Source organism: Streptomyces sp. NPDC006743 (assembly GCF_040703815.1).
In the GTDB taxonomy this organism is placed as follows: Bacteria; Actinomycetota; Actinomycetes; order Streptomycetales; family Streptomycetaceae; genus Streptomyces.
The window spans coordinates 1-25,362 of the sequence record NZ_JBEYJA010000038.1 but is presented as its reverse complement, the minus strand read 5'-3'; the positions used below and the strand labels follow the sequence as shown (position 1 = coordinate 25,362).

Annotated in this window: 20 protein-coding genes and 1 pseudogene; 10 read left to right on the top strand and 11 right to left on the bottom strand. The window is 72.7% G+C overall.

Annotated features, from left to right (window positions below; all coding sequences use genetic code 11):
* The first annotated feature begins 57 nt into the window (after positions 1-57).
* Positions 58-1,407, top strand: a complete 1,350-nt coding sequence (locus ABZ719_RS26395) for a phosphoribosyltransferase family protein (protein WP_366727648.1) — start codon at positions 58-60, stop codon at positions 1,405-1,407.
* 267 nt (positions 1,408-1,674) lie between these two features.
* Here ABZ719_RS26395 and ABZ719_RS26390 read toward each other — a convergent pair whose 3' ends face one another.
* Both ABZ719_RS26390 and ABZ719_RS26385 read right to left on the bottom strand, forming a co-directional pair.
* Positions 1,675-2,403, bottom strand: coding sequence for a CBS domain-containing protein (locus ABZ719_RS26390; RefSeq protein WP_366727647.1), 729 nt, complete (start codon positions 2,401-2,403; stop codon positions 1,675-1,677).
* Positions 2,404-2,629: 226 nt separating this feature from the next.
* Positions 2,630-3,496, bottom strand: a complete 867-nt coding sequence (locus tag ABZ719_RS26385) for a universal stress protein (RefSeq protein ID WP_366727694.1) — start codon at positions 3,494-3,496, stop codon at positions 2,630-2,632.
* Positions 3,497-3,867: 371 nt separating this feature from the next.
* On the opposite strand from ABZ719_RS26385, the gene ABZ719_RS26380 reads away from it, so the two are divergent.
* Positions 3,868-4,323 carry a universal stress protein gene (locus tag ABZ719_RS26380; protein ID WP_366727646.1) on the top strand — a complete coding sequence of 152 codons (456 nt, stop codon included), beginning with the start codon at positions 3,868-3,870 and terminating at the stop codon, positions 4,321-4,323.
* Between the two features lie 181 nt (positions 4,324-4,504).
* Here ABZ719_RS26380 and ABZ719_RS26375 read toward each other — a convergent pair.
* From ABZ719_RS26375 to ABZ719_RS26350, 6 genes and pseudogenes are all read right to left on the bottom strand, one after another.
* A pseudogene (locus ABZ719_RS26375) lies at positions 4,505-5,391 on the bottom strand (pyridoxamine 5'-phosphate oxidase family protein).
* A 157-nt stretch (positions 5,392-5,548) separates the two neighbouring features.
* On the bottom strand, positions 5,549-7,300 hold the full coding sequence (locus ABZ719_RS26370) for a GAF domain-containing sensor histidine kinase (protein WP_366727645.1): 1,752 nt from the start codon (positions 7,298-7,300) through the stop codon (positions 5,549-5,551).
* A gap of 160 nt (positions 7,301-7,460) precedes the next feature.
* Positions 7,461-8,153 (bottom strand): response regulator transcription factor, encoded by a 693-nt coding sequence (locus tag ABZ719_RS26365; protein WP_366727644.1) that lies wholly within the window; start codon positions 8,151-8,153, stop codon positions 7,461-7,463.
* A gap of 712 nt (positions 8,154-8,865) precedes the next feature.
* On the bottom strand, positions 8,866-9,327 hold the full coding sequence (locus tag ABZ719_RS26360; RefSeq protein WP_366727643.1) for a DoxX family protein: 462 nt from the start codon (positions 9,325-9,327) through the stop codon (positions 8,866-8,868).
* Positions 9,328-9,418: 91 nt separating this feature from the next.
* Positions 9,419-10,540 carry an APC family permease gene (locus ABZ719_RS26355; RefSeq protein ID WP_366727642.1) on the bottom strand — a complete coding sequence of 374 codons (1,122 nt, stop codon included), beginning with the start codon at positions 10,538-10,540 and terminating at the stop codon, positions 9,419-9,421.
* Between the two features lie 420 nt (positions 10,541-10,960).
* Complete coding sequence (locus tag ABZ719_RS26350) at positions 10,961-11,830, bottom strand: universal stress protein (RefSeq protein WP_366727641.1); 870 nt, start codon at positions 11,828-11,830, stop codon at positions 10,961-10,963.
* 285 nt (positions 11,831-12,115) lie between these two features.
* Between ABZ719_RS26350 and ABZ719_RS26345 the strand changes: the two genes are divergently transcribed.
* From ABZ719_RS26345 to ABZ719_RS26335, 3 genes are all read left to right on the top strand, one after another.
* Complete coding sequence (locus ABZ719_RS26345) at positions 12,116-14,803, top strand: bifunctional GNAT family N-acetyltransferase/acetate--CoA ligase family protein (protein WP_366727640.1); 2,688 nt, start codon at positions 12,116-12,118, stop codon at positions 14,801-14,803.
* Positions 14,804-15,018: 215 nt separating this feature from the next.
* Positions 15,019-15,474, top strand: a complete 456-nt coding sequence (locus tag ABZ719_RS26340) for a cyclic nucleotide-binding domain-containing protein (protein ID WP_366727639.1) — start codon at positions 15,019-15,021, stop codon at positions 15,472-15,474.
* A 62-nt stretch (positions 15,475-15,536) separates the two neighbouring features.
* Positions 15,537-16,232 (top strand): CBS domain-containing protein, encoded by a 696-nt coding sequence (locus ABZ719_RS26335; RefSeq protein ID WP_366727693.1) that lies wholly within the window; start codon positions 15,537-15,539, stop codon positions 16,230-16,232.
* A 236-nt stretch (positions 16,233-16,468) separates the two neighbouring features.
* On the opposite strand, the gene ABZ719_RS26330 is transcribed toward ABZ719_RS26335, so the two are convergent.
* From ABZ719_RS26330 to ABZ719_RS26320, 3 genes are all read right to left on the bottom strand, one after another.
* Positions 16,469-16,993 carry a CBS domain-containing protein gene (locus ABZ719_RS26330; RefSeq protein ID WP_366727638.1) on the bottom strand — a complete coding sequence of 175 codons (525 nt, stop codon included), beginning with the start codon at positions 16,991-16,993 and terminating at the stop codon, positions 16,469-16,471.
* A gap of 3 nt (positions 16,994-16,996) precedes the next feature.
* A complete protein-coding gene (locus tag ABZ719_RS26325; protein ID WP_366727637.1) occupies positions 16,997-17,437 on the bottom strand; it encodes a pyridoxamine 5'-phosphate oxidase family protein in 441 nt (146 codons plus the stop codon).
* Between the two features lie 67 nt (positions 17,438-17,504).
* A complete protein-coding gene (locus ABZ719_RS26320; protein ID WP_366727692.1) occupies positions 17,505-18,581 on the bottom strand; it encodes a zinc-dependent alcohol dehydrogenase family protein in 1,077 nt (358 codons plus the stop codon).
* Between the two features lie 689 nt (positions 18,582-19,270).
* Between ABZ719_RS26320 and ABZ719_RS26315 the strand changes: the two genes are divergently transcribed.
* From ABZ719_RS26315 to ABZ719_RS26295, 5 genes are all read left to right on the top strand, one after another.
* Positions 19,271-21,184 carry a GMC family oxidoreductase gene (locus tag ABZ719_RS26315; protein WP_366727636.1) on the top strand — a complete coding sequence of 638 codons (1,914 nt, stop codon included), beginning with the start codon at positions 19,271-19,273 and terminating at the stop codon, positions 21,182-21,184.
* Positions 21,185-21,256: 72 nt separating this feature from the next.
* Positions 21,257-22,399 carry a ferritin-like protein gene (locus ABZ719_RS26310; RefSeq protein ID WP_366727635.1) on the top strand — a complete coding sequence of 381 codons (1,143 nt, stop codon included), beginning with the start codon at positions 21,257-21,259 and terminating at the stop codon, positions 22,397-22,399.
* A gap of 22 nt (positions 22,400-22,421) precedes the next feature.
* A complete protein-coding gene (locus ABZ719_RS26305; protein ID WP_366727634.1) occupies positions 22,422-22,985 on the top strand; it encodes a hypothetical protein in 564 nt (187 codons plus the stop codon).
* Positions 22,985-23,902, top strand: a complete 918-nt coding sequence (iolE, locus tag ABZ719_RS26300; RefSeq protein WP_366727633.1) for a myo-inosose-2 dehydratase — start codon at positions 22,985-22,987, stop codon at positions 23,900-23,902. Before ABZ719_RS26305 ends, iolE begins: the two co-directional genes overlap by 1 nt.
* Positions 23,903-24,060: 158 nt before the next feature.
* Entirely contained in the window at positions 24,061-25,047 is a 987-nt protein-coding gene (locus ABZ719_RS26295; RefSeq protein WP_366727632.1) for an NAD-dependent epimerase/dehydratase family protein, read from the top strand.
* Positions 25,048-25,362: the final 315 nt, after the last annotated feature.

The following is a 25,362-nucleotide window of genomic DNA, read 5'->3' as shown; positions in this document are numbered from 1 at the left end:
GGGGAGGCGCCCGGTGGACTCGGACGCCGCGACGTCACGGACATCAGGAGGCGGCACATGCGTTACGTGAACCGCGCGGACGCGGGACAGCGCCTGGCCCCGCACCTGGACCGCCTGTGCGACTCGGAGGTCGTGGTACTGGGCGTTCCCCGCGGCGGTGTCCGGGTGGCGTCCGAAGTGGCCCGCCACCTGGGCGCTCCACTGGACCTGGCCGTCGTACGCAAACTGCACGTGCCCTGGCAGCCCGAACTGGGGTTCGGCGCTCTGGGCGAACACGGTGTGCGCGTCGTCGACGAGGACATCGTCCGGGAGAGCGGCCTGAGCACCACCCGGCAGGAGTCGGTGGAGCGCACCGAGCGCGCGGAGCTTGACCGGTGGGTACGCCGCTGGCGGTCGGACCGTACGCCGATCCCCCTGGCCTCGCGCGGCGCCGTGGTCGTGCACGACGCGGTGGCGACGGGCGCGGCCGCCGAGGCGGCCTGCCGGGTGGCACGGGCCCGCGGCGCGGCCCGCGTGGTCCTGGCCGTGCCGGTCGCCCAGGAGGATGCCCTCACGCATCTGCGGGCGGTGGCGGACGAGGTCGTCTGCCCCCAGCCGGTGCACCACATCGGCTCCGCCGGCGGCTGGTACGAGGACTTCGCCCCGGTCGGCGACGCGGAGATCTCCGGCCTGCTCACCGCGGCCGCCCGGCCGGTCCCCGCGGAGGAGCCCGGTCTCCCGCCCAAGCGCCCGCCGCTCGGCCGGGCGGTGGAGGTACCGGCGAGCACGGTACGGATGCCCGCCCTGTTCACCCTGCCCCCGACGGCGCGGGGCGTGGTGATCGTCGTCAGCCTCGGCGGCGACGGCCCGGGGCCACGCCACGACCCGGGCCATGAGCCGGGCCGGGACCACCTCGCCGGTGTTCTGCACCGGGCGGCTCTCGGAACGCTGCTGCTCGATCCGCTCACCGGGGAAGAGGGACGCACGCCGCACAACCTCTACGACATCACGCTGCTGGCACGGCGCCTGCACGCCGCGGCGGCCTGGCTCCGCGGGGAAACCGGACTGCCGGTGAGCTACTGCGCAGCGGACACGGGTGCGGGGGCGGCCCTGGCGGCTGCCGCCGAGGGCGGCGTGCGCGCCGTCGTCTGCGTCGGCGGCCGCCCGGAACTGGCCGGGCCCGCCGCGCTCGCCCGGGTGGACACTCCCACGCTCCTCGTCGTCGGCGCGCTGGACACGCGCCGGCTGGGCTGCAACCGCCTGGCCGCGGACTGGATGCACTGCGAGCACCGTGTCGAGGTCGTGCCCGACGCCACCGACCTGTTCGCCGAGCCGGACGCGCTCGACGTCGTCACGGGTCTGACCCGCGACTGGATCACCGCCCATCTCGCCATGGCCGGCGCGCGGGCGCTGCAGGGGACGCGCTGACCGCGCCGTGCGACGCGGGCCGGCGGGTTCGCGGGCCGGCCACGCAAGGGGCCGGGCCGCACGGTGCCGTCGCCGCAGCCCCGGTCGGCGCGTCCAGCCGCCCTGGGCTGCGGTGAATGGTGGAGGCGGCGGGTGCGGCCCCCTCCCTGCGCAACGCACAGCCGTGGAGGTTCCGGTCGGCATCCCGGTGGCCCCGGGCGGACGCGGAGTCCCGGTCGGGCCTCGGTTCCGGCCTCGGCCGTGACCGGCCGACGGCGAGGCAGCGCTTCAGGGGCCGCGCAGCCAGTCGTCGAGCACGCTCTGCCTGCTGCCGTCCTCGGGGTGGACGTGTGCGTCGTCGATCCGATGGGTGAGTCCGTCCACGACGTCGACCACGCCGTCGACCTGACGGGTCATCGACACGGCGATCTCGGTGTCGCTCCTGCGTGCCAGGCAGCCGCCGAGGGTGACGACGCCCTCGGTCACCGAGACGGCGATGCTGCGCGGGGCCACTCCCAGGGTGTTCACCATCACCTCCCGGATGACCTCCTCACGGATGTCCGCGTCGGGGCGCAGGAACACGCGCAGCAGGTCGCGCCGGGTGACGATGCCGACGAGCCGGTCCTCGTCGTCGATCACCGGCAGCCGCTCGACCTGCCGCTCGGCCATGGTCCGAGCCGCCTCCACGATGGTCTCGTCGGCGTGCACGGTGACGGGCGGCTGCGTCATCAGCTGCCCCGCCGTGCGGGCCTTCGCCTTGACCGCCTGGCGCCGGGCGGTCATCGTCAGGAGCGCCCGGAAGTAGCGCCCCGGCTCGCGCGAGCCCGGTTCGAGCACCTGCCGTGTCATGAGGTCCGTCTCCGAGACCACACCGATGACGTGCTCGTCCTCGTCCGCGACCGGCAGGCCGCTGATCCGGTGCTCGTCGAGCATGCGGGCGATCTCCTTGAACGGAGTGCCGTACTCGGCCCGGACGACATCGTCCGTCATCACGGAACCGATCTTGTCGTGCTTCATGTCCGTTCCTCCTCGGCCCCGTCGGCACGGACGGCCATCACTGTCCGGACCGGCTTGGAGTCCGGACGTCTCGAGCATGCTGCGGCGGGACGCGGGAGCGCAGGGGCTGTCGGGGGGCCACCCCCGGGCCGCTCGGCCCTAAGAACTCCGAGGAGAGTGGGCGCCGGGCGCGAGGTGGCGGCGCGGGCCGCCGGGCGGCGCTGCGGCTCGCGCCGTTGCCGCGGCCTCACGTCTTCTCGGGCACCACGGCGACGGGGCACGGCGCGTGGTGCAGGACGGCATGGGTGACCCGCCCGAGCTGCAGGCCGATGCGCCCTGGGCGGCGGCGGGCCCCCACCACCAGCAGGTCGGCCTCGTGAGCTGCCGCCAGGAGCACCCTGTGGGCAGGTCCCTCCACGGTGCGGCGCCGCACCTTCACTTCCGTGGGCAGTTCGCCCAGCGCCGCCTCCAAGGCCTCGACGGCACGTTCCTCGTACACGCGCTCGGGCGCACCGGCGAGCAGCGGATGGTCGATCGTCTCGTGCGCGGGACACCGCCAGGCCCGCACGGCGTCCAGCACCACCCCCCGCCGTTCCGCCTCCTGGGCGGCGAAGAAGACCGCCGACGACGACGGGTCCCCGACACCGACGACGATCCGGCCGTGCACCGCCGCGCGAGCCTGGTTGTCGTTGCCGCCGCGCACCACGAACACCGGGCAGTCGGCGTGCGCGGCCACGCACAGGCTGACCGACCCCAGCAGCAGGTTCACCACACCGCTGCGGCCGCGGCTGCCCACGACCAGGGCGGAAGCGTTCTTGCCCTCCCTGACCAGGGCGTACGCGGGTTCCTCGGGGAGGGCGGCCATACTGATCGCCAGGCCGGCCTGGCGGCTGCGGGCGCGGCGGACCCCGGCCCGGACGATGTCCTCGGCCAGATCCCGCACCTCCGGCCTGCCCAGTTCCCGCGCGAGGGCGGAGCCTTCGTAGCGTTCCCACAGACAGGCGTGCACCACCCGCAGGGGCACCGCGCGCAGGGCGGCTTCGTCGGCCGCCCAGTCGACCGCCCGGAGGCTGGACTCGGATCCGTCCACACCGACGACCAGGGGAAGGTCCATCGTTTCCCAGCCCCCACCGACGGCGACGGGGACGGCACGGGGCATGACCTCACCTCCTGCAGGTGATTCGTCTCAAGCTTGCGCTGCGGGCCCACGGGGCGGGCAGGGGCCGCAGGTCCCCGGTTCCGGCCGACCGGCCCGCTCGCGGCGCGGGGGGGACGCGGTGCCGTGCCCGGGGCGACGGCCCGCAGCCCGTGGCTCGTGCGCCACCGGACCCGTGCCGGACGGGGTGCGGCCCTGTGCTGCCCCCGCCGGTGTCCTGGCCGGTCCTTGTGCCCGTCCCGTCCAGGCTCCGTGCGCCCGGCTGGCAGGGCTGCGCTCCGCCCGGCAGCGTGGAGGCAGGCAACACGGATGTGGGGAGTGAGGTGGCCATGCAGTCCTCTGGACCTCAACCACGGGTGGTCGTGGGTGTGGACGGTTCGCCGTCGTCGTACGCGGCGCTGCGCTGGGCGGTGCGGTACGCGCGGCTGGTCGGTGCTGTCGTGGAGACGGTCCACGCCTGGGACACGCCGTCGGACACCGGCTGGACCGGACCTGCGATCGATCCCGCATTCGATCTGGAACAGGCCCGCGAACGGTTCGCGGAAGAACTCGGCAACGTCTTCGCGGACGGGCAGCGCCCCGCCGGCCTGCGCGAGCACCTCGTGGAAGGCGACCCGTCCGAGGTGCTCGTCCGCGCCTCGCAGGGCGCGGAGGTCCTCGTCGTCGGCAGTCGTGGCCGTGGTGCGTTCAGGCGGGCGATGCTGGGGTCGGTCAGCCAGCGTTGCGCCCAGCACGCGGCCTGTCCGGTCGTCGTGGTCCGCCAGGACCACGACACGGCCCACTGACGGTTTCACGGCGGACGGCCGACGCGGCAGCGGCCGGGGGCCGGCGCGGTAGCAGTCAGGGACCGGCGCGGCAGCAGTCGGGGACGGGCGCGGCAGCGGCCGGCGTCAGCACGGCAGCAGTCGGGGGTCGCGTGGACGTTCCGGGAGGGGCACCGGCCCGGGGGTCGGTGGCCGCCCGGCCTCACTCGTCGGCCGGTGTCATGCGGCGGCCCGCGAGGCGGGTGGGAACCACTCTCACCCAGAGCGTGCGTGCGCCGCCGGCCCACGGCCCGGTGGCGGCCCGCTCCCCCAGCCGCCGGGTCGTCGCCGGGTCGTCCACGGCCTCGGCGCGGCCCACCGCGAGCACGCTCCAGCCACGGCTCATGGCCTCGTCGATGCGGTCCACCTCGAACGCGACCTCGTTGCCCATGGCGTCGGCCGTAGCGGAGCCGCCGCGGTGCGGAAGAACAGGGCGTCGTCCACCACGTCGTAGTTGACCGGGAAGGCGGCGGGGCCCCGGGGGCCGGTGAACGCGATGCGTCCCACTCCGTGCGTGGACAGCAGCGCCCTGCACTCCTGCGGGGACAGGTCCGTCAGCCGGGGCCGCAGGAGTGCCCGCCCCTGGCCCGGTGGCAGCTCCTGGTCGTCGCCGCGCAGAGCGGCGAGTGTGGTGTCCAGCGCCTCGGCCAGGCGCAGGACGGTCGCGGTGCCCGGGTCGGACGGGCGCTGTTCCAGGTAGCGCAGGTACTGCGGCGACATCCGGGCCCGGCCTGCCGCCTCCTCGAGGCTGAGCCCGCGGCGTCGGCGGGCCGCCGCCGCCCGGCGGCCGAAGTCGCCCGGCCTCCCGGCCGCGGGTGCCTCGGGCTCGACGGAACCGGTCCCGCTCGCCGCGGCCTGTTCCCGTACCAGGTGCTGGACGTGCGCGTCCGGGCCGGGGAAGAGCAGTGTGACCTCTCCGGTGTCCGACCAGCGCACGTCGTACGGAGGTGTGCCGTCCTCGTGGTGCAGGCCGACGATCTCGCCGTCCCGGCGGGTGACGCCGGTGACCGGGCTTTCCACGAGCAGCCGATCGCCTATCCGAGCATGCATGGACGCGCCCTCCCTCATGGGGTCCGCTTCCCAGCATCACCCCGGTCCGCCGTAGGCACCAACGGCCGGAGGTCCCGGCCGAGGGGGACGTACGGCGGGGTTCCCGGCGCCCCCGGCACGCGCGGGCAGCGACGTCCCGCTGCGGTGGCCCGGCGGGTCAGCTCGCGGACGGCCCCCGCGTACCGGTGACCGGGGCGTGCCACACCAGGGCGGTCCCGCCGCCTTCGGGCGTGGTGATGTCCAGGCCGCCGCCCAGTTTCCGGGCGCGCTCGTCCAGGTTGGCCAGGCCGCTGCGGCGGCCGCCCGGGGCAATCCCCGTGCCGTTGTCGACGACGGTGAGGCGTACGGTCCTGCCGTCGGTCTCCAGTACGGCTTCGGCGCGGTCCGCGTGGGCGTGCCGGGCGACGTTGGTCAGCGCCTCGGACAGGACCGCGACCACATGGTCCGCGGTCTCCTGCGGGACGTGGGTGTCGAGCAGCCCCTCCATCCGCACGCTGGGCGCGAAGCCCAGTACGGGCGTGGCCTCCGCGATCACCTGCACCGCCCGGGCCCGCAGTCCGGGGGCCGCTTCGTCGTCGTGGGTGTGCAGTCCGAAGATCGTCGACCTGATGATCTTGATGGTCTCGTCCAGGTCGCCGACGGCCCGCAGGACCCGCTCCCTGGCGCCCTCGTGACTGATGAAGCGTCCCGCGCTCTGCAGCGTCATCCCGGTGGCGAACAGACGCTGGATGGCCAGGTCGTGCAGATCCCGGGCGATGCGGTCGCGGTCCTCCAGCAGGGCGATCTGTTCGGCGTCCTGCCGGCGTTCGGCCAGTTCCATGGCGAGCGCGGCCTGCGCGGCGAAGCCCTTCAGCGTCTCCAGCTCCTGGGCGGAGAAGTCGTCGGCACCCGCCTCACGGGCCAGCAGGAGCACCCCCCGGACGTGCTCACCGGAGCCGATGGGAACCGCCACCGCCGGTCCCAGGCCGGCGAACCGGGGCGGTCCGGCCGTCACCCGTTCGTCGTGCGCGACGTCCGGACTGCTCACCGGCGCACCGGTGGTGAACGCCTGGCCGGTCAGGGTGCCTTCGCCGGGCAGCACCAGACCGCGGTGCGCCTCCGCCTGCCGGCCGATGGCCAGTTCGACGGTGAGGGTGCCCGTGTCCGGCACGGGCGCGGACATGACCGCCAGGGCGGAGCTGGTGATCTCCCGGGCCCGTTCCGTGATCAACCCCAGGACGTCGGCCTGGGCGGCCCCTGACATGAGACTGCGGGTGATCTCCGCGTTCGTCCGCAGCCAGCGCTCGCGCAGCCGGGACTCCTCGTACAGGCGCGCGTTGTCGATCGCCACGCCGGCCGCCACGGCCAGCGTGGACAGCACCGACTCGTCCTCGTCGTCGAACTCGCTCCCGCCCCGCTTCTCCGTCAGGTACAGGTTGCCGAACACCTGGTCGCGCACCCGGATCGGGACGCCGACGAAGGTGCTCATCGCGGGGTGGTGGGGCGGGAAGCCGTACGAGGACGGGTGCTCGCCCAGGTCGGCCAGGCGCAGCGGCTGCGGGTTGCGGATCAGTTCACCCAGGATGCCGTGGCCCTCCGGGTAGGCACCGATCCCGGCGATCTCCTCCTCGCCGGCCCCGACCGTGTGGAACGCCGACAGACGGGTGCCGTCGGGGCCGATCACCCCCAGGGCCGCGTACTCGGCGTCGACCAGATCCGCGGCGGCCTCGACGATGCGGTGCAGCACCTGCGTCAGCTCCAGTTCCCGGCCGACGGAGAGCACGGCCTCCAGCAGGCTGTGCACCCGGTCCCGGGTGCCCCGGGCGGCGTCCAGGCGCGCCTGGAGTTCGTCCAGCAGTTCGTCCAGCCTCAGCTGCGGCAGCCGCACGCGGGCTGCCCGCGCACGCCCGGACTCCTCGGAGCTTCCCATCGGTCACCCCCCAGGCTCACGCGGCCTTGTGGGAGCCGTTCAGTCCTTTCCACAGTAGCGACCGCGGCGCGTTCCGGCGTGCCGGGTCGCACCGCCGGTGCCCGCTGCCGCCCCGGGCCGGCGGCCGGTCCCCTGGCGGGGGCGGAAGCCGACGCCTTGCTCAGGGGGTGTCACCCCGCTGCCGGTCGCGGGCCTGCGTGACGATGACGGCGGCCTGGATGCGCCGCTCCACGCCGAGTTTGGCGAGCAGCCGGGAGATGTGGTTCTTGACCGTCTTCTCGGCCAGGTAGAGGCGCTGTCCGATCTGCCGGTTGGTCAGCCCCTCCCCGATCAGGGTGAGGATCTCCCGCTCCCGGCCGGTCAGGCCGGGCAGCGCGTCCGGCTTCTCCTCCTGCTGCGGCCCGCCGCGCAGCCGGGCCATCAGTCTGGTGGTGGCGCTCGGATCGAGCAGCGACTGGCCGCGGGCCACGGTGCGCACGGCGGAGACCAGGTCGGAGCCGTGGATCTGCTTCAGCACGTACCCGGAGGCACCTGCCATGATCGAGTCCAGCAGCGCCTCCTCGTCGTCGAAGGACGTCAGCATCAGGCAGGCGAGTTCGGGCAGAGCGGATCGCAGTTCCCGGCACACGCTCACACCGTCGCCGTCCGCCAGCCGTACGTCGAGCACCGCCACGTCCGGACGCAGGGCGAGGACACGCACCAGCGCCTGCTGCGCGGTCCCGGCCTCGCCCACCACCTCGATGTCCGGTTCGTCGTCCAGCAGTTCGCGCACCCCCCGCCGCACCACCTCGTGGTCGTCCAGGAGGAACACCCGGATGGGGCCACCGGGTCCGGTCTGCTCACTGTCCGCCATCGGTCACTCCTTGTGCTGCGCCCGGTCGCCCGGGGAAATTCGTCACCGGGGCCCGGGTGGGTGACCGGCGCCGGTCGGCCCCGGACCGGTGCTCCCCCGGCTCTGGGACGGGAGCCGGTCCGTCCGCTCATGGACGGTGGCCGTGCGCGCTTCCTACGGTGGCGGCGGCGCGGTCGACGAGGTCCGGCAGCGCCGAACGGACGGCTTCGCTCCGACCTGTGCCGTGTTCCACGTCCGCCACCTCCGTGCGTGCACCACGAGTTCCCGCGGGAACCGGTCCAGAGCCTTGCCCAGGGCAAAACATTCTCCGAGTCCGAGGGTGTGCGTGCCCGTCGGCGGCCCCGCGTCCGCCGGCACCACGGCGACCAAGAACGTGGGGGCCGGCCGGGCACCCCGGGGGCGGCACGGGAGATGCACGGGTCATGGGTGCGGACGGCCCGTTCGCACAGGGTGATGAGTTCCTCGTCGTCGTCGGCGGCCGGGCCGGACCGTCCAGGCGCGCCAGGACGGTCCGGCGCAAGTCCTGCGTGCCTGCGGGCAGGGCGCACACCACGTCCACCGGTCGCGATCGGCGGCCGCCCGCGTGGCCGCGGTCCCCGGTCCACCAGCCGCAGCCGACGTCAAAGTGCTGGACACCCGAGGAGGGAAGGCGCCGCGGCGCAGCAGGCCGCACCGTGGTGGGCCCGGGCACGCCGCGGTGCGGCGGAGGGGACTACGAGGCGGGCACCGGCGCCGCGCCGTCGGCGTCCGCCGTGGCGGCCGTCCTGCGTCTCAGCAGGGACTCCGCCGCCCATGCGCCGGGACCGAGGCAGGCGATGAGGAGGAACGTCCAGCAGAACATGACCGCCGGCTCACCCCCGTTGTCGATCGGGAGCAGTGCGTGCGACTGGTGGACGCTGAAGTAGGCGTAGGCCATGGATCCGGAGCAGACGAGGGCCGCCGTCCGCGTGAACAGGCCGAGGGCGACGAGGGTTCCGCCGACCAGCTGGATGGCGGCGGCCCACCACCCGGGCCACTGGAGGACGGGCACCGTGCCGCCGCCGTGGGCCCCGCCCAGGACGCCGAACAGGGCCGCCGCTCCGTGGCAGGCGAAGAGGAATCCGGTCACCAGGCGAAACACGCCCTGGGCGAGCGGACGCACGCTGCGTAAAGGCAGCGCCGATGAGAAGTTCATGGGGGTTGCTCCTCCGGTACGCCGGAACCGGACCACGGGCACGGTCGGTCCCCTGGCAATGGGCATGACAGTTCCCATGGTGCTCAGCGCTCTACTCCCGCACCAGCGTTCGAAGGCTCTGCGTTTCCTCTGAGCCGGTACTTTGGGGTATGGCCGCGGTCACCACTGCCGTCGGGGGCTCCCGGCGGCCGGCACGGCGGTCCGGCGTGCCCTCGGCGTCAGCAGCCACGTGCCACGCCCGGGGATCCGCAGTTCCGCTCGTTCTGCGCGGCGGCGCCTCCTGGAGAACGGCTCGACCGGTGCCCGGCCCTCCCTCTCCTCGAAGGGACAGCGGCTGGTGTGCCGCCGGGCGAGCCACGGACACCGGCGACACGGACGTCACCGCAGCGCCCGCCCGGACCACCGGCGCGAGCCGGCCGGCGCCGGCGGCCCGCACCGTCTCCACCAGCGGCGCGGAAGCCTCGGCCAGGCGGCTCGGGCCGAGCACGGTCAGGGCACAGGCGGCGACGAGTGCGTAGACGACGACGGTGGTGCCCAGCGCGAGGCGTACGGCACGGGGATCGCGCACCTCCTCCCCGAGCGTGGCGATCCGCGCGTAGCCGGCGAAGGCGAAGAACAGCAGTCCGCCCGCCTGCAGCACCCCGCTGAACGACGCGCGGGGTCCCCCCTGCACCTGCGTGGGGCTCGCGGCGCCGGAGGTCAGCGCGACCGCGACGACGGCGGTGAGAACGGCCAGCACGAGCACGACGATCGCCCCGGTCACCCACGCCGACTTCCGCACCCCCGCGTAGTCGACAGCGGTCACCGCGACCACACCGGTGACCGCCACCGCGTGGGCGTGGGCGGGCCACACGTATGCGCCCAGGGTGAGGGCCATCGCCGCGCAGGAGGCGGTCTTGCCGACCACGAAGGCCCGTCCGGCGAGGTATCCCCAGAAGGCGCCGAGCCGCTCACGTCCGTAGACGTAGGTACCGCCCGAGGCCGGATACCTGGCGGCCAGCCGCGCCGAGGAGGTGGCGTTGCAGTACGCCACCACCGCCGCGACGGCCAGTCCCGCCGGCAGTGCCGAACCCGCCGCGTGGGCCGCGGGGCCCGGCGCCGCGAAGATGCCCGCACCCAGCATCGCCCCGAGACCGATCACCACGGCGTCCGGCAGGCCCAGGCGGCGTTCCAGCTCGTCCGCCGCTCCGGCCGCCGTCGAAGCCCTGCCCATGTCCCCCGCCTCGCCGAACGATAGGCCGACGTACGGTCCGTTCCGGAAGGGGGCCCGTCGGACGGGCGCCGCGCCGCCGGCCGCGGCCGGTTCGTCCGGGTGGCGACGGACGGCGCTCCCGCCCGGTCGGGCGCGGAAGGCCCGATCCACCGGGCAGGCGGTGGAGGGGCACGCTCGGGGGGTGTCCGGTGTCCGGTGCCTGATGTGCGGTGTGCGGTGTGGGTGTGAGGGGACGCTGGGCGCGGCGGCGGGGCGCGGTGGAAGGCCGGGGCACTGTGTCCCCGTCCCGCCGTGCGCCAGGTGCGGCCGCGGTCCCCCGCGACCGCTGCGCCGCAGTCGCGAGCAGGGGCCGGCGGAGGAGTCGTCGAGCCCGTCGCCGCCGGCGCCGGCGTGCTGCCGGCTCCTGGCGCCGCTGGACCGTCACGCCCGCTGTGGGACCACCACCGCCGGACAGTTCGCGTGGTGCAGCAACGCGTGCGCGGTCCGGCCCAGTTGCAGCCCGAAGACCCGCGTCCTGTGCCGTGCGCCGACGATCACCAGATCGGCGGCGGCCGAGCGGCCCACGAGCACCCGGTGTGCCGGCCCCTCGACGGTCGCACGCCGCACCCGGACCGCCGGATGGTCGTCCATGGCCTCGCCCAGCAGCTGTTCCAGCAGTACGGCGGCCCGTTCCTCGTGCCCCAGGGCGTCCTGGCCCGCCGGGGTACCGGCCGTCGCGGGTGCCGGGCTGCGCCACGCGCGTACGACCTCGAGGACGCAACCACGCACCTCGGCCTCCCGGAAGGCGAACCGGACCGCCTCACGCCCGGTCCCGGCTCCGCCCGCGCCGAGCACGATCCGCTCGTGCGTCGCGGCCTGGCCGGCCGCGTCACCACGGACCACGACCACCGGGCACCGTGCCCGGCCGGCCACCGCAAGGCTCACCGACCCCAGCAGCAGACCTTTCAGCTCGCCGCGGCCCCGGCAGCCGGTGACCACGGCGAAGGCACTGTCCCCGGCACCCAGCAGAGCGGAGACCGCGTCCTCGGGGAGGACGTCGGTGGAGACCTTCACCTCGGGGTTGCGGTCCTGAGCCCGCTCCCCGGCGGCGGTGACCACGTACTCCGCCATCGCCTGCTCCGAGGGACGCTCGAGGCTGCCGGAGGGCACAGTGCCCTCGTAGCGCTCCCACAGGGAGCCGTACACCAGCCGCAGCGGCAGACCGTGCCGGGCGGCCTCGTCCACCGCCCAGTCGACCGCGGTCAGGCTCGGACCCGAACCGTCCACACCCACGACCAGGGGCAACTCCATCCTCACCACCGCCTCACGCCGCGACGCCCGCATCATGCGCCGGACCGTCTGCTGCCACCGTGGCACCCGACGCCGTCGTGGCGCGAGGGCCTACAGGCCCCCGGCACGGAACACGGGGCCCGTCCTCCACGACGCCGTGTCGGCGGTGGGCACCGGTTCCGGCACGGCAGCCTTCGGGGCGACGGACGAGGGCCGCTCGGCCCGGCCCGGTACCCGGCCGGCCTCTGGAGCACGGGAACGGCGCGCCGCACCCTGGGGCCGAGAGCGCGGAGGGAGACGTACGCGATGGCCGACACGGAGCAAGCACCGGTGCACGCGCTGCTGACCGACGGCACCACCATCCGGATCCGCCGCTCGCACCCCGGCGACCACGCCGGGGTGCTGCACCTGTACGAGGGGATGTCCGACGCGAACCTGCGGCTGCGGTTCTTCGCCGTCAGCCGTGCCTCCGCCCGGCAGGCCGCCGAACGCGTGGCCGCGGCGCCGCGCCCCGGCTACCGCGCCCTGGTCGCCGAGCACGCCGGCCGTCTGGTCGGCCTCGCCGAGTACGAGGCCGACCCGCACGGCTCGACGGCGGACGTCGCCCTGGCCGTCGCCGACGACTGGCACCACCGCGGAGTGGCCACGCTGCTGCTGGAACACCTGGCGGACGCCGCCCGCACCGCGGGTGTCACCGCGTTCACCGCCGACGCCCTGGCCGAGAACCTCGACGTGCTGCGCGTCTTCCACGACCTCGGCCTGCGAGTCACCCGGCGCTACGACGGCCCGGAAGTGCACTGCGTGGTGCGGCTCGCCGAGGACGAGACCTATCTCAGCGCCGTGGACACCCGCGGGCGCCTCGCCGATGTCGTCAGCCTGCGCCCCCTGCTGCGCCCGGCGTCCGTCGTGGTGATCGGCGCCGGCCGCAGACCCGGTTCCGTCGGACGCGCCGTCCTGCGGAACATCGTCACCGGTTCCTTCACGGGGAGGGTCTTCGCGGTCCACCCGGTCGCCTCCACGATCGCCGGGGTGCACGCCTACCGGTCCGTGACCGCACTGCCGCGGGTGCCCGACCTCGCGGTGATCGCCGTTCCGGCGCCGGCGGTCGCGCGGGTGGCCGAGGAGTGCGGCAGGACCGGAGTACGCGCCCTCCTCGTCGTCACCGCCGGACTGGACACCGCCGGCGCGGCCGCCCTCATGGAGACGTGCCGCCGTCAGGGCATGCGTCTGGCCGGCCCCGACTGCCTGGGCTTGGCCAACACCGAGGACGGCGTCCGCCTGGACGCCACCTTCGCCGCCCGGCACCCCGGGCCCGGCACCGCCGGGGTCGCCGTGCAGTCGGGCGGCATCGGCATCGCTGTGCTGGACGGGCTGGCCCGTCTCGGCATCGGCGTGTCGAGCTTCGTCTCGCACGGCGACAAGTACGACGTCAGCGGCAACGACCTGCTCCAGTGGTGGGAGGCCGACGGACGCACCGGTCTCGCGCTGCTGCACCTGGAGTCCTTCGGCAACCCCCGCGCCTTCTCGCGTACCGCCCGCAGGGTGGCCCGGCGGATGCCGGTGCTCACCGTGGACGCGGGCCGCTCCGAGGCCGGGCGCCGGGCCGCGGCCTCGCACACCGCGGCGGCGGCCACGCCCACCATGACCCGCCAGGCGCTGTTCACACAGGCCGGCGTCACGGCCACCCGTACGATCGGCGAACTCCTCGACACGGCCGCTCTGCTGCACTCCCAGCCGCTGCCCGCGGGCACCAGGGCAGCCGTCGTCACCAACGCCGGCGGCGCCGGCGTACTGGCCGCGGACGCGTGCGCGGAGGCGGGTCTCACGGTGCCCGCCCTGCCGGCCGGTTCGGTGAACGCGCTGCTGGCCCTGCTGCCCCCGGGTGCCGCCGCCACGAACCCGGTGGACGCCACCGCGACGGTCGGCGAGGACCAGTTGCGCGCCTGCGTGGAGCACCTGGCCCGCGACGCGGAGGTCGACGCGGTCCTGGTCGCCCTCGTCCCGACGGCGGTGGCCGCGGCGACGGGAGAGGACCTCGTCAGGGCGCTCACCGACGTCCCCGAACCACTGCCGCGGCCTGTCGTCGCGGTCCTTCCCGCGCAGGCGGCCCGCGTCGAACTGCTGGACACCTGCGCCGAGGGCATGCTGCCCGCCTACGGCGACGCCCAGGACGCCGCCCGTGCCCTGGCCCACGCGGCCACCCGTGCCCGCTGGCTGGCGACGCCGGCCGGAGACGTGGCGGAACTGCCGGACGTCGACAGCCGACGGGCCCGGCAGATCGTCGCCGGTTTCCTCAGCGACGCTCCCGAGGGCGCCTGGCTCGATCCGCCGACCGCCGCCGGCCTGCTCGGCTGCTACGGTCTGCCGCTGCTCCCGTGGGCCTGGGCGCGCGACGAGGACGAGGCCGTGGCGGCCGCACGGCGGCTGGCGGGACCCGACGGGCGCGTGGTGATGAAGGGCTGCCGGCCGGGCCTGTTGCACAAGAGCGAGGAGCACGCCCTCCAGCTCGGCCTGCGGGGCGCCGACCGCGTCAGGGCGGCCCACCGGGAGCTGGTGAACCGGTTCGGTGACCGGCTGACAGGTGTGGTGATCCAGCCAATGACCGAACGCGGCACCGAACTGTTCGCGGGCGTGGTGCAGGACGAGGTCTTCGGCCCCCTGGTGGTCTTCGGGCTCGGCGGGACGGCGACGGAACTCCTGGCCGACCACGCCGGCCGGCTCGCTCCGCTCACCGACCGCGACGTGCGGGACCTGCTGGCCTCTCCCCGTTGTTCCGCGCTGCTCCACGGCTGGGCCGGGGCCCCCGCCGTTGACGTGGAGGGCCTTCAGCAGTTGCTGCACCGCCTGTCACGGATGGCGTGCGACCTGCCGCAGCTGGCCGAGGCCGACCTCAACCCGGTGCTGGCCGGACCCCACGGAATCACCGTGCTCGACGTACGCGTCCGCCTTCTCCCGCGCCGTCCCCACGACCCGTACCTGCGCCGCCTGCGCTGAGCGGATGCACGGAAGGAGGAGGGGAGGCTGGGCTCAGGCCCGCAGCGGGTGCGGGGCGGACGCACGGAGCGGAGGACGGGGGACGGAGGGCGGGGCTCGCTTGGAGCCGAAGGGCCCTCGTCCCGGTCCGGGCGGCCCGTGGTGTCCCGCGTCCGCGCGCCCGCACGCTGAAGGTGAGCCGGCCACCGGGCCGGCAGCGCGGAAGGAGCCCTGCGATGACCTCGACCACCACCCTGGCCGCCGCCCTGCCGGCCGGACACCGGGCACAGCTGATGTTCCTGGCCCACGACGTCTCCTTCCGCGTGGGCACCCGCCTGTTCGAGGAAGGGCAGCACGCGGAGAGGTTCTGGATCATCCGGACCGGGACGATCGCCCTCGACCTGCACGTCCCCGGCCGCCGCGCCGCCGTCGTCGAGACCCTGGGCCACGGCGAACTGGTCGGCTGGTCCTGGCACTTCCCGCCGTACCGCTGGCACCTGGGCGCCGGGGCCACCAGCCCGGTACGCGCCCACGAGTTCGACGCGGCCACCGTACGGATGCTGTGCGACCGGGACGCGGAGTTCGGGCGGGCCGTCGCCCGCTGGGTCGGCCAGGTGGCCGCACACCGGCTGCACGCGGCCCGGATCCGCCTGCTGGACCTGTACGCCCCGTACGGCAGCGGGCCCCGGTGACGCTCCGGCCGGGCCGGACGGGACAGCAGCACCCCGGCATCCCCGAGGAGGAGGACGAGACCATGCCGAGCAGCCCGCACTCCGTCAGCGACGTCATGACGCAGACCGTCGTGGCCGTGGGGCGTGACGCCCCGTTCAAGGACGTCATCAACCTCATGGAGCAGTGGAAGGTCAGCGCGCTCCCGGTCCTGGAGGGCGAGGGCCGGGTGATCGGCGTCGTCTCCGAGGCCGATCTGCTGCCGAAGGAGGAGTTCCGTGACAGCGACCCGGACCGTTTCACCCAGCTGAGGCGCCTGCCCGACCTCGCCAAGGTGGGAGCCCTGACCGCCGGAGAGCTGATGAGCACCCCGGCCGTGACCGTCCACGCGGACGCCACGCTCGCCGAGGCGGCCCGCATCATGGCCGTGCGCAAGGTCAAACGGCTTCCCGTCGTCGGCGCCGACGGCCTGCTCGAAGGAGTGGTCAGCCGCGCCGACCTGCTGAAGGTGTTCCTGCGCTCGGACGACGACATCGCCGAGGAGGTGCGGCGTGAGGTGGTGTCACCCCTCTTCCACACCACCGGCGAGCCCGCCCGCGTCGAGGTCTGCGACGGTGTGGTGACCCTGACCGGGCGCATCAGGGACACGTCGTTCGTGCCCGTCGCCGCGCGCCTGGCCCGCGCCGTCGAGGGCGTGGTGGACGTCGAGTGCCGGCTGACGAGCGGGGCCGCCCCGGACGACCCGGACCGAGCCGGGCGCGGCGGGGTCGCCGGGGACTGAGCCGCCCGGGGCTGAAGACCGCGTTCCAGGCACCGGGACCGAGGGAGGTCCTGGCATCCTCGCCCGGGCGGCAGGACGGGGGTCTTCGGCAGGGCCGCCCGGGCGGCGGCGGGGCCTTTCCGGCATCCTCACGAGGCGACGTCTACGGCATCCTCACGCGGCGACGGCAGGGTTACGCGGCGACCGGGCGCCGGTGTGAGCGGCTCCGCCAGGGCGAGCGGAACCGTCAGAGCACGTCATGGCACACGCCATGGCGAGGGACCGGCACGCCCGTGGACCGTCATGCCGCCGGGCCGCTGCTCCGCCGCGACGTCGTGATCGCGGAGCGGACGTCCACCACGCCTTCGACCGAGCGGACCAGGCGCAGGGCGAGCGGCACCATGGGCCATGAGTCCGGCAGCCGCGGCGAGGGTCGCGTCGGCGTGGACGGTGACCGCCGGCGTCGTCGCCAGGTTCCGGGCGGTGACCGCCCGCGCCCTGACCGCCCCCGGCGAGCCGGCCGACCGGACGGACCGGTCCGTGCCGCTGTCGCGGGACTCCTCCTTGTGCAGGAGGTCCGCCTCGGAGACGACACCGGTGACGTGACCGTCGCCGTCCAGCACCGGCAGGGCGCTCACGCGCCAGCGCCGCATCGTCCGCACGATCTCCTTGAACGTGGCATCACCTGCCAGGGCGACGACCTTGCCGGTCATCACGTCGCTCACGGTGTACTGGGAGCCCTGCACGACATCCTCCGGCGTGGTCGGCCGAGTGCTGGTCACAAGTCAGAAGAAGGAACCGAGACCGTACAAGCTGTGACCACCGGTCAGTTCGCGGCCGGTGACCAGCTCGGGTTCGATCCGGATGAAAACCTCCCGGGGCGAGGGCACCCACGAGGGCGGCCAGTCCGTGACGAGGCGCCCCCGTTCGGCGGGGTCGGCCATCACGGACGCGGAACCGGTCACGACGACGCTCCAGCCGGAGTGGGCCGCGGGGTCCACCTCGTCGGCCTCGAACGCCACGACCGCGCCGTCGATCGCGCGCGCCAGCTCGGAGGCGGCGGCGGTGCGCAGCAGCACCGCGCCGTCGCTGTCCACGCGGAAGTTCACCGGGAGCACCGCGGGCAGGGCGTGCCGCGTGTGGACGACACGGCCCACCACGGCCGTGACCAGCAGCCGCAGGCATTCCTGCCGGTCCAGCTCCCGGAATCCGTCATTGCGGTACATCGGTCGATCCGCTCTCCCGGTCCTGATCGAAACGGCCGGGCCGGCCGCTTCGCATCGGCGCGCCGGCTCACCCGGCCGCCGTCACGGGGAGGACCTCGTTGCGCGGCGGCTCACCGAGGACGACCTTCAGAGCGCCGGTGTCGGCGGCGTGCGCGAAGACGTCGTATGCCTCCCGCATCTCGTTGAGCGGGAAGGCGTGCGTCACCAGCTGGGAGACCGGCAGCCTCCCGGCAGCGGCCATCTTCAGCAGGGTGGGCGTGGAGTTGGTGTCCACCAAGCCGGTGGTGATGGTCACGTTCTTGATCCACAGCTCCTCCAGGTGCAGGGTCGCCGGCCTGCCGTGGACGCCCACGTTGGCGACCCGTCCGCCCGGGCGCACCATGCGGGTGCACATCTCGAACGTCTCCGGCACTCCGACCGCCTCGACGGCCACGTCCGCGCCGAGCCCTCCGGTGAGGTCCGCGACCAGTTGCTCGGGAGCCTCGCGGGCATCCGCCACCGCCTCGGCTCCGAGTTTCCTCGCGGCCTCCAGCCGGGCCGGGGCGAGGTCCACCGCGATGACACGTCCGGGCGCGAACAGGCGGGCCGTGGCAACGGCCGCGAGGCCGATGGGGCCTGCTCCGACCACGGCGACGGTGTCCCCGGGCCGGACCCGGCCGTTCAGCACGCCGACCTCGTAGGCGGTGGGGAAGATGTCCGCCAGCAGCACGGCGTCCCTGTTCGTCACCGAGGCCGGCAGCGGATGCACGGACAGGTCGGCGAAGGGCACACGGACGTACTCCGCCTGGGTGCCGTCGATCAAGTGGCCGAGGATCCAGCCCCCTCCGCCCAGGCACTGGCCGTACACACTCTCACGGCAGAAGCGGCACCGTCCGCAGGCGGTGATGCACGAGACCAGCACGCGCTCCCCCGGCCGTACGCACCGCACGTCGGTGCCGGTCTCGACGACCTCACCGACGGCCTCGTGCCCCAGCACCGTGCCCGGTCGCACCTCCGGGACATCGCCCTTGAGGATGTGCAGGTCCGTCCCGCAGATCGTGACCGTGTCGACCCGGACGACGGCGTCGGTGGGCTCTTTGACGTCCGGGTCGGGCACCTCCTCCCAGGCTGCATGCCCGGGGCCGTGGAAGACGTAGCCCTTCATACCGGTCCTCACCCTCTCGGTATCGGGTCCTGTCGCCGGATTCACCCGACGTGTCCAGGGTGGGCGGCGACGGCCGGGGCGCACATGGGCCGATCGGCCCCATCGGCCGACGGACCGGTACCCGCGGGGTACTGCACCGTGCACCCCGCCCGGGCCGCGACGGCTTCCCGCCCGCTCGACCGCACGGTGCCGCTCCACCCCACATGACCTGTCCGACCGCCAGGTGGGAACAGCTTCACTGCTTACGCCCGAACGGTGGGTTACCGGCAAGATCCCGGCGGCGCGGGAGCGGAATGACAGCGTCATATGCAAGCCTCGTGCGGAGGCCCTTCCCGCGATCCTCAGCGGATCAGTGAGCGGCGCCAGATGTGGTCAAGCGCAAAGCAGAGGGTGGTCCTCGTATGCGACGTACGCGGATGATCCGGCAATGCGCGAATGGCCGCGGCCGGCGGCAAAACCCCGCCGGGGATCGCGGGAAGCCCTCGGCGGTTCGCCGGTGGGCGCCGCGATGCCTGCCTGCCCTGGTTCTCCAGCTCGAACTCGCCTTCCGGGCCGGTTCTCATTCGCTGGTGACAGTGGCGGGCCTTCGACAGCCGTTCCATCACCATCCGTTCTGACGGCTGGTCTGTCACCGGGCTGACCTGCCCGTAACCGGGGTGAGGTCACCCCAGACGCGACAAGGGGAATCGATGACGTCCTACGACGATACAGACCCGGTGATCTTCCCGGCCGGTGCCGCGACGCAGACCAGCGCCGCAGAGGCTGCGACAGGCGAGTGGGATGCCGTTGTCGTCGGTGGCGGCATGGCGGGTTCCATCGTCGCCGAGCAGTTGAGCCAGGCAGGCTACAAGGTGGTGATTCTCGAAGCCGGTCCCGGCAAGGACCTGGACCTCGCCGAGTACGAGTCGTACCTGTCGCGGTTCTACGGCGCGGTCGTCAAGGACAACCAGTCTCCGTTCCCGTTCAACCCGAACGCGCGGATGCCCAGGAGCACGGACACCATGCCGGTGCGTCCGGACACACCCCGGGACGACTTCTACCTCGTGCAGGAGGACAAGTACTGCACGGACACCACCTTCACCCGGGTCCTCGGCGGCACCTCCATGCATTGGGAGGGGAAAGCCCTGCGCATGCTTCCCGAGGACTTCGACCTGCGGACCAAGTACGGCCAGGGCCTGAACTGGCCGCTCAGCTATGACGACCTGGAACCCTATTACCGGCAGGCCGAGGCCGAACTGGGCGTAGCCGCCGAAGTCGAGGACCAGGCGTACCTGGGAATGCATTTCCCGAAGGGATACGTGTTCCCGATGCACCGCATGCCGCCGTCCTACCTCGATCAGACGGTCGCCCGGGGCGTGAACGGCATGCGGGTCACCCTGGCGGACAACGATTACACCCTCCAGGTGCGGAGCTTTCCGCAGGCCCGTAACGGCGTGCCGAACGCCGCGTACGACGGCGGCAAGGGATTCGTCCCGGTCGGCGCGGTGAGCACGAGCCAGGTGGAAGAGGGCGAGCGCTGTCAGGGCAACACCAACTGCGTCCCGATCTGCCCCGTGCAGGCCAAATATCACGCGGGAAAGACGCTGGCCAAGGCGCTCCGCAAGGGCAACGTCAAGATCGTGACGCAAGCCGTCGCGTCCAAGGTCGAGATCGACGAGCAGGACCAACGGGTGACCGGGATCACCATCAAGAAATACGAGACGCTCGACTCGGAGAGGTACGAGAAGTACACGGTGAAGGGCACCGTCTACATTCTCTGCGCGCACGCCATCGAGAACGCCCGGCTCATGCTGGCCTCCGGCATGCAGCGTATGAGCCGCAGCAAGCTGATCGGCCACAACCTGATGGACCACGCGTACCTGCTGTCCTGGGGTCTGCTGCCCGAGCCGGCCGGCACGATGCGAGGCACATCCTGCACGAGCGGGATCACCGACCTGCGCGGCGGGCGGTTCCGCGGAACCCAGGCGGGATTCGGCGTGGACATCCACAACGACGGCTGGGGGTGGGCGACCGGCTCGCCCTACACGGACCTGGTCGAACTCGTGGACAAGCGGGGCCTGCGCGGGCGGGAGTTGCGCAGGACGCTCGGGAACCAGATCTCCCGGCAGCTTCTGCTGGCCTTCATGATCGACCTGCTGCCCGACAGGAGCAACAGGGTCACGGTGGACGACCGTTACAAGGACGCCCTCGGCAACCTGAAGCCGGTCGTGTCGTTCAAGATCCCGCCCTACACCATGCGGGGCGCCGCGTTCGCCCGCAAACTCGCGGCCGACATCTTCGAGAAGCTCGGCGCCGAGGACAGGACCACGTACGACAAGGACAGCTACAGCGCCGTCGAGCACGACGGTCAGTGGTACAACATCGTGGGCGGCAACCACCTGGCGGGCACTCACATCATGGGGACCGACCCGGCGGACTCCGTGGTCGACCACACCCAGCACTCGTGGGACCACGAGAACCTCTACCTTGTCGGGCCCGGCAGCATGCCCTCGATCGGGACATCCAACATCAGCCTGACCATGGCGGCGCTCGCCTTCCGCAGTGCGGCCCACATCGCCAGGCATCTGCGTGCCGCGAAGGCGCCGGCCACCGTCCGCGGGTAGACGGCTCACAGACCGACGGGTCGAACCCGGCACAGCCACCGCCCACCGCCCACCGCCCACGATTGGGGGAACATGCCTGTCTCAGAGTCAGAGCCTGCTCAGGGTTCCAGGATCCAGACCATCGAGGAGCTGCACGAATACCTCTACAAGGGGCTCCAGCTGGAGCACGCGACGCTCCCGCCCTACCTGACCGCGCTCTACTCGCTGCATCCGGGGAAGAACTCGGATGCCTGGCACGTCATCAGGGTCGTGGCCGTCGAGGAGATGCTGCACCTCACCCTGGTCGCGAACGTCATGAACGCCGTGGGCGGGACGCCGGACCTCACCAAGCCGGACTTCGTGCCGAATTACCCGACGCGCCTGCCGTGTGGTCCCGATTACTTCGAGGTGCATCTCCGGCCGTTCTCGCGCGAGGCCCTCGACACGTTCCTGAAGATCGAGAAGCCCGCGCAGGCAGATACCGAGGAAGACAGGTTCGTACCGATGGACTGGGCGGCCCTCGGACTGACGCCCGACGGCGCGGCGCCCCCACCGGAGAAACTGGCGGAACTCGAGGAGTCCGCGACGATCCTCGGCCTCGTACCCGGAGAACCCACCGAGCGTTTCCTGAGCATCGGTGAGTTCTACGAGGAGATCGTCCGGGGCATCAACCACCTGGAGGACCAGGCCCGTAAGGCGGGGAAGACGATTTTCACCGGCGATCCCGCTCGCCAGGTGACTCCCGAGTACTTCTACTCCGGTGGCGGCGACGTGATCAAGGTGACCGGCCGCGACAGTGCAGTCGCGGCGCTCACCCTCGTCGCGGAGCAGGGCGAAGGGCTGCACGGCGGCATCTTCGACAGCCAGGACGAGATCGCCCACTACTACAGGTTCCAGCAGCTGGACAAGGGAAAGTACTACCAGAAGGGCGATGAGCCGGACAAGCCTTCCGGCCCGGATCTGAACGTCGACTGGGGTGCCGTCTATCCGGTGAAGCCGGACATCAAGCTGGCGGACCTCACGGGAGACCCGGAAATCCTGGTGGCGGCCAAGGAATTCAACCAGTCCTACGCCACCTTCCTGACCAGCATCAATCTGGCCTACAACGGCCGGCCCGACCTTCTGCTCAAGGCGGTCTGGGACATGTTCCGCATCCGCGACGGTATGAACCGGCTCGTCCGCAACCCGCTCACAGGGCATCCAGGGGCGAACGCCGGCCCGACATTCGAGATCTAGGACCGTCGACGGAGGCGGGATCATGACGCAAAGCACGAACGCAGAAACGAGGCTGCGCGATTTCGTGAAGTTCTCTGCCGCTGTGACCGGGTTCAGCGAGTTCGACCTCTGGGGAACCGGTCAGGCAGAGGTGTACTACCAGACGGCCGTGAATCAAGAAGGGCCGGACGCGATCCAGAAGGCGATGGCTTGCGATCCCTCCGCTGTCCCCGCCGATCCAGTGGTGGGAAGCATCGTCAAACTCTGGTACGTCGGCGTCTGGTACGGCCCGGAACTGGCGGGACGCATGGACGTGGCGGCCTGGACGGCGCCCGGCCGGAGCGGAGCGAAGCCCGCCGTCCCGGACGACAGCCGGCCCGAGGGAAGCCAGTCCTGGCAGGCCACGTCCGGACAACACCAGCCCGGGGAAGACCGCGCGCGCGGCGGAGACGGACGCACACCCCTGTTCGTCGTCTCCCCCGACGCCTACACCGAGGGACTGTTGTGGCGGGCGATCGGCGCCCACCCGGCCGGCGCGAAGGCACCGGGCTACGGGTCGTGGGCCCATCCACCCGTATTCGAGGACCGCCAAGAGGAGGAAGTGTGATGACCAGCACTGTCCCGAACCTGGGTCGCGACAAGGTATCCCTCGGCGTGACACCGACACTGTGGTGGAACGACGACTTTCCGCTGATCGACATCGGGATCCCGTTCGAGCAATGCGTGAGCGAGATGGCGCTCGCGGGATTCCAGGGCTGCAGCATCGGCCACAAGTACCCGGCCGACCCCGCCGTACTCAAAGAGGCACTCGACCTGCGCGGCCTGAAGGTGTCCGAGCCCTGGGTGAGCACCTACTTCACCATCGGCGACAGAGATCGGACCGTCGAGAATTTCAAGAGGCAGCTGAAGTTCCTCGAGAAAGTGGGCGGCAAGGACATCGTGGTCGCAGAATTCGGGCGGTCGTCGCACCTGCAACCCGTCCCGGTTTTCCAGCACCGCCCCGAGTTCACCGGCAAGGAATGGGATCTCCTCACCAGCGGGCTCAACGAGATCGGCAAGCTGGCCGCGGACAACAAGATGCGGCTCTGCTACCACCATCACATGGGCACCGGCGTGCAGACGGCCGAGGACATCGACAGGTTGATGGCGGGAACCGACCCGGACCACGTGCACCTGCTGTTCGACACCGGGCATCTCCAGTTCGCGGGCGACGACCCGCTCGAGACCGCGGAAAGACACAAACAGCGAATCAAGCACGTTCACCTCAAGAACGTCCGCCAGTCCGTAGCCGAGAAAGTGAAAGGTGACCACCTGTCCTTCCAGGAGGGAATCCTCCAGGGCGTCTTCACCGTGCCCGGAGACGCGGAAGGCACGATCGACTTCAGGCCCATCCTCTCGACGCTGGGGAAAGCCGGTTACGAGGGATGGCTGGTCGTCGAGGCCGAACAGGACCCGGCGACGGCATGCCCGCTGAAGTACGCCATGATGGCCCGCGATTACCTCACCCAAGTCCTGGGGTGGTGACGAGGAGCGGAAAAGGCTCAGTGCGGCTTCGTGATCCTGCGATCGGATCCTGGCGGGACGACGTCGCCGCCCGAGGGCGGAGGTCGATCGACGGCTGAACATCTGCTGTCAGCGAAGTCACCTGGCCCGGGCAGTGATCCGGGTGCTTGGGTGCCGGTATGGAGATCCTGGTTCTGGGCGGAACGGCATGGGTGGGTCGGGAGCTGTCGCGGCAGGCGATCGAACGCGGCCACGGGGTGACCTGCCTCGCGCGTGGCGAAAGCGGACAAGTCGCCGACGGAGCGACACTGGTCGCCGCCGACCGGCGCGACCCGTCGGCGTACGAGCCCCTGCTCGACCGGGTGTGGGACGCGGTCGTCGAGGTGTCATGGCAGCCGGGCTTCGTCCGTGGAGCGCTCGACGCGCTGGGCAGCAGAGCCAGGCACTGGGTGTACGTCTCGTCCGGCAACGCCTACGCCTCCCACGCCGCGCCGGGGGCGGACGAGTCCGCGGCCCTGCTCCCACCGACCGACCGCGGCGAGGTCGGCCGCGAGTTGTACGGCGAGGCGAAGGTCGCCTGCGAGCAGGCGTCGACGGCCGCTGTGGGCGACCGCCTCCTCATCGCGCGAGCCGGGCTCATCGGCGGCCCGGGCGATCACAGCGGGCGCTCGGGTTACTGGGTCGCCCGCGCGGCACGTGATCCGCGAGGGCCGATGCTGGTCCCCGACACACCGGCCGTTCCCACCCAGGTGGTCGACGTGCGGGACCTCACCTCCTGGCTGCTCGACGCCGCGGAGAGGGGAACCACCGGCACATACGACGCCGTCGGCCCGGTCGTTGCGTTCGAAGAGTGGATCGAGTCGTCCCGCGCCTGCGGCGGGCACACCGGTCCGGTGGTCACCGCGGAAGCGGCATGGCTGCTGGCCAACGGTGTGACCCAGTACATGGGACCCGAATCACTGGCGATGTGGCTGGTCGAGCCGGGATGGGAAGGCTGGTCGGCCCGGGACGGGTCCTCGGCGCGCGCCGCGGGGCTGCGTCACCGCCCCCGGGCCGAGATGCTGGCCGACACGCTGCGCTGGGAGCGCGAGCAGGGCCTGGACCGGGAAAGGCGCGCAGGACTCAGCGCGCAGCGCGAGCGCGAGTTGCTCGACGCCCTGGGTTGAGGGTCCCGACGCGCGGCCGGACCTCGACGACCAGCCCCTCGGCTGCGAGTCTTGGGCAGCTTCGCGCGCAGCCCATCGAGGGCGCGCGTCGAGGGCCGGCCTCCCCTCTTCTCGCCCAGCGCGGCCGCGTCCCGGAGATCGGCCTGTTCGAGCCGAACCTGCGCGAGGCCGACGAAGCGGTGGAGCAGGACGACGCGCGAACGTCGGGCGGCGGCCCACACGGTGTGGGCGGCCGCCACTGCCGCCCCGCTGCTGGTCCAGGACCGTTCGGCCGAGGACCAGCCGGTGAGCGCGTAGGCGTCCCGTCCGTTCGAC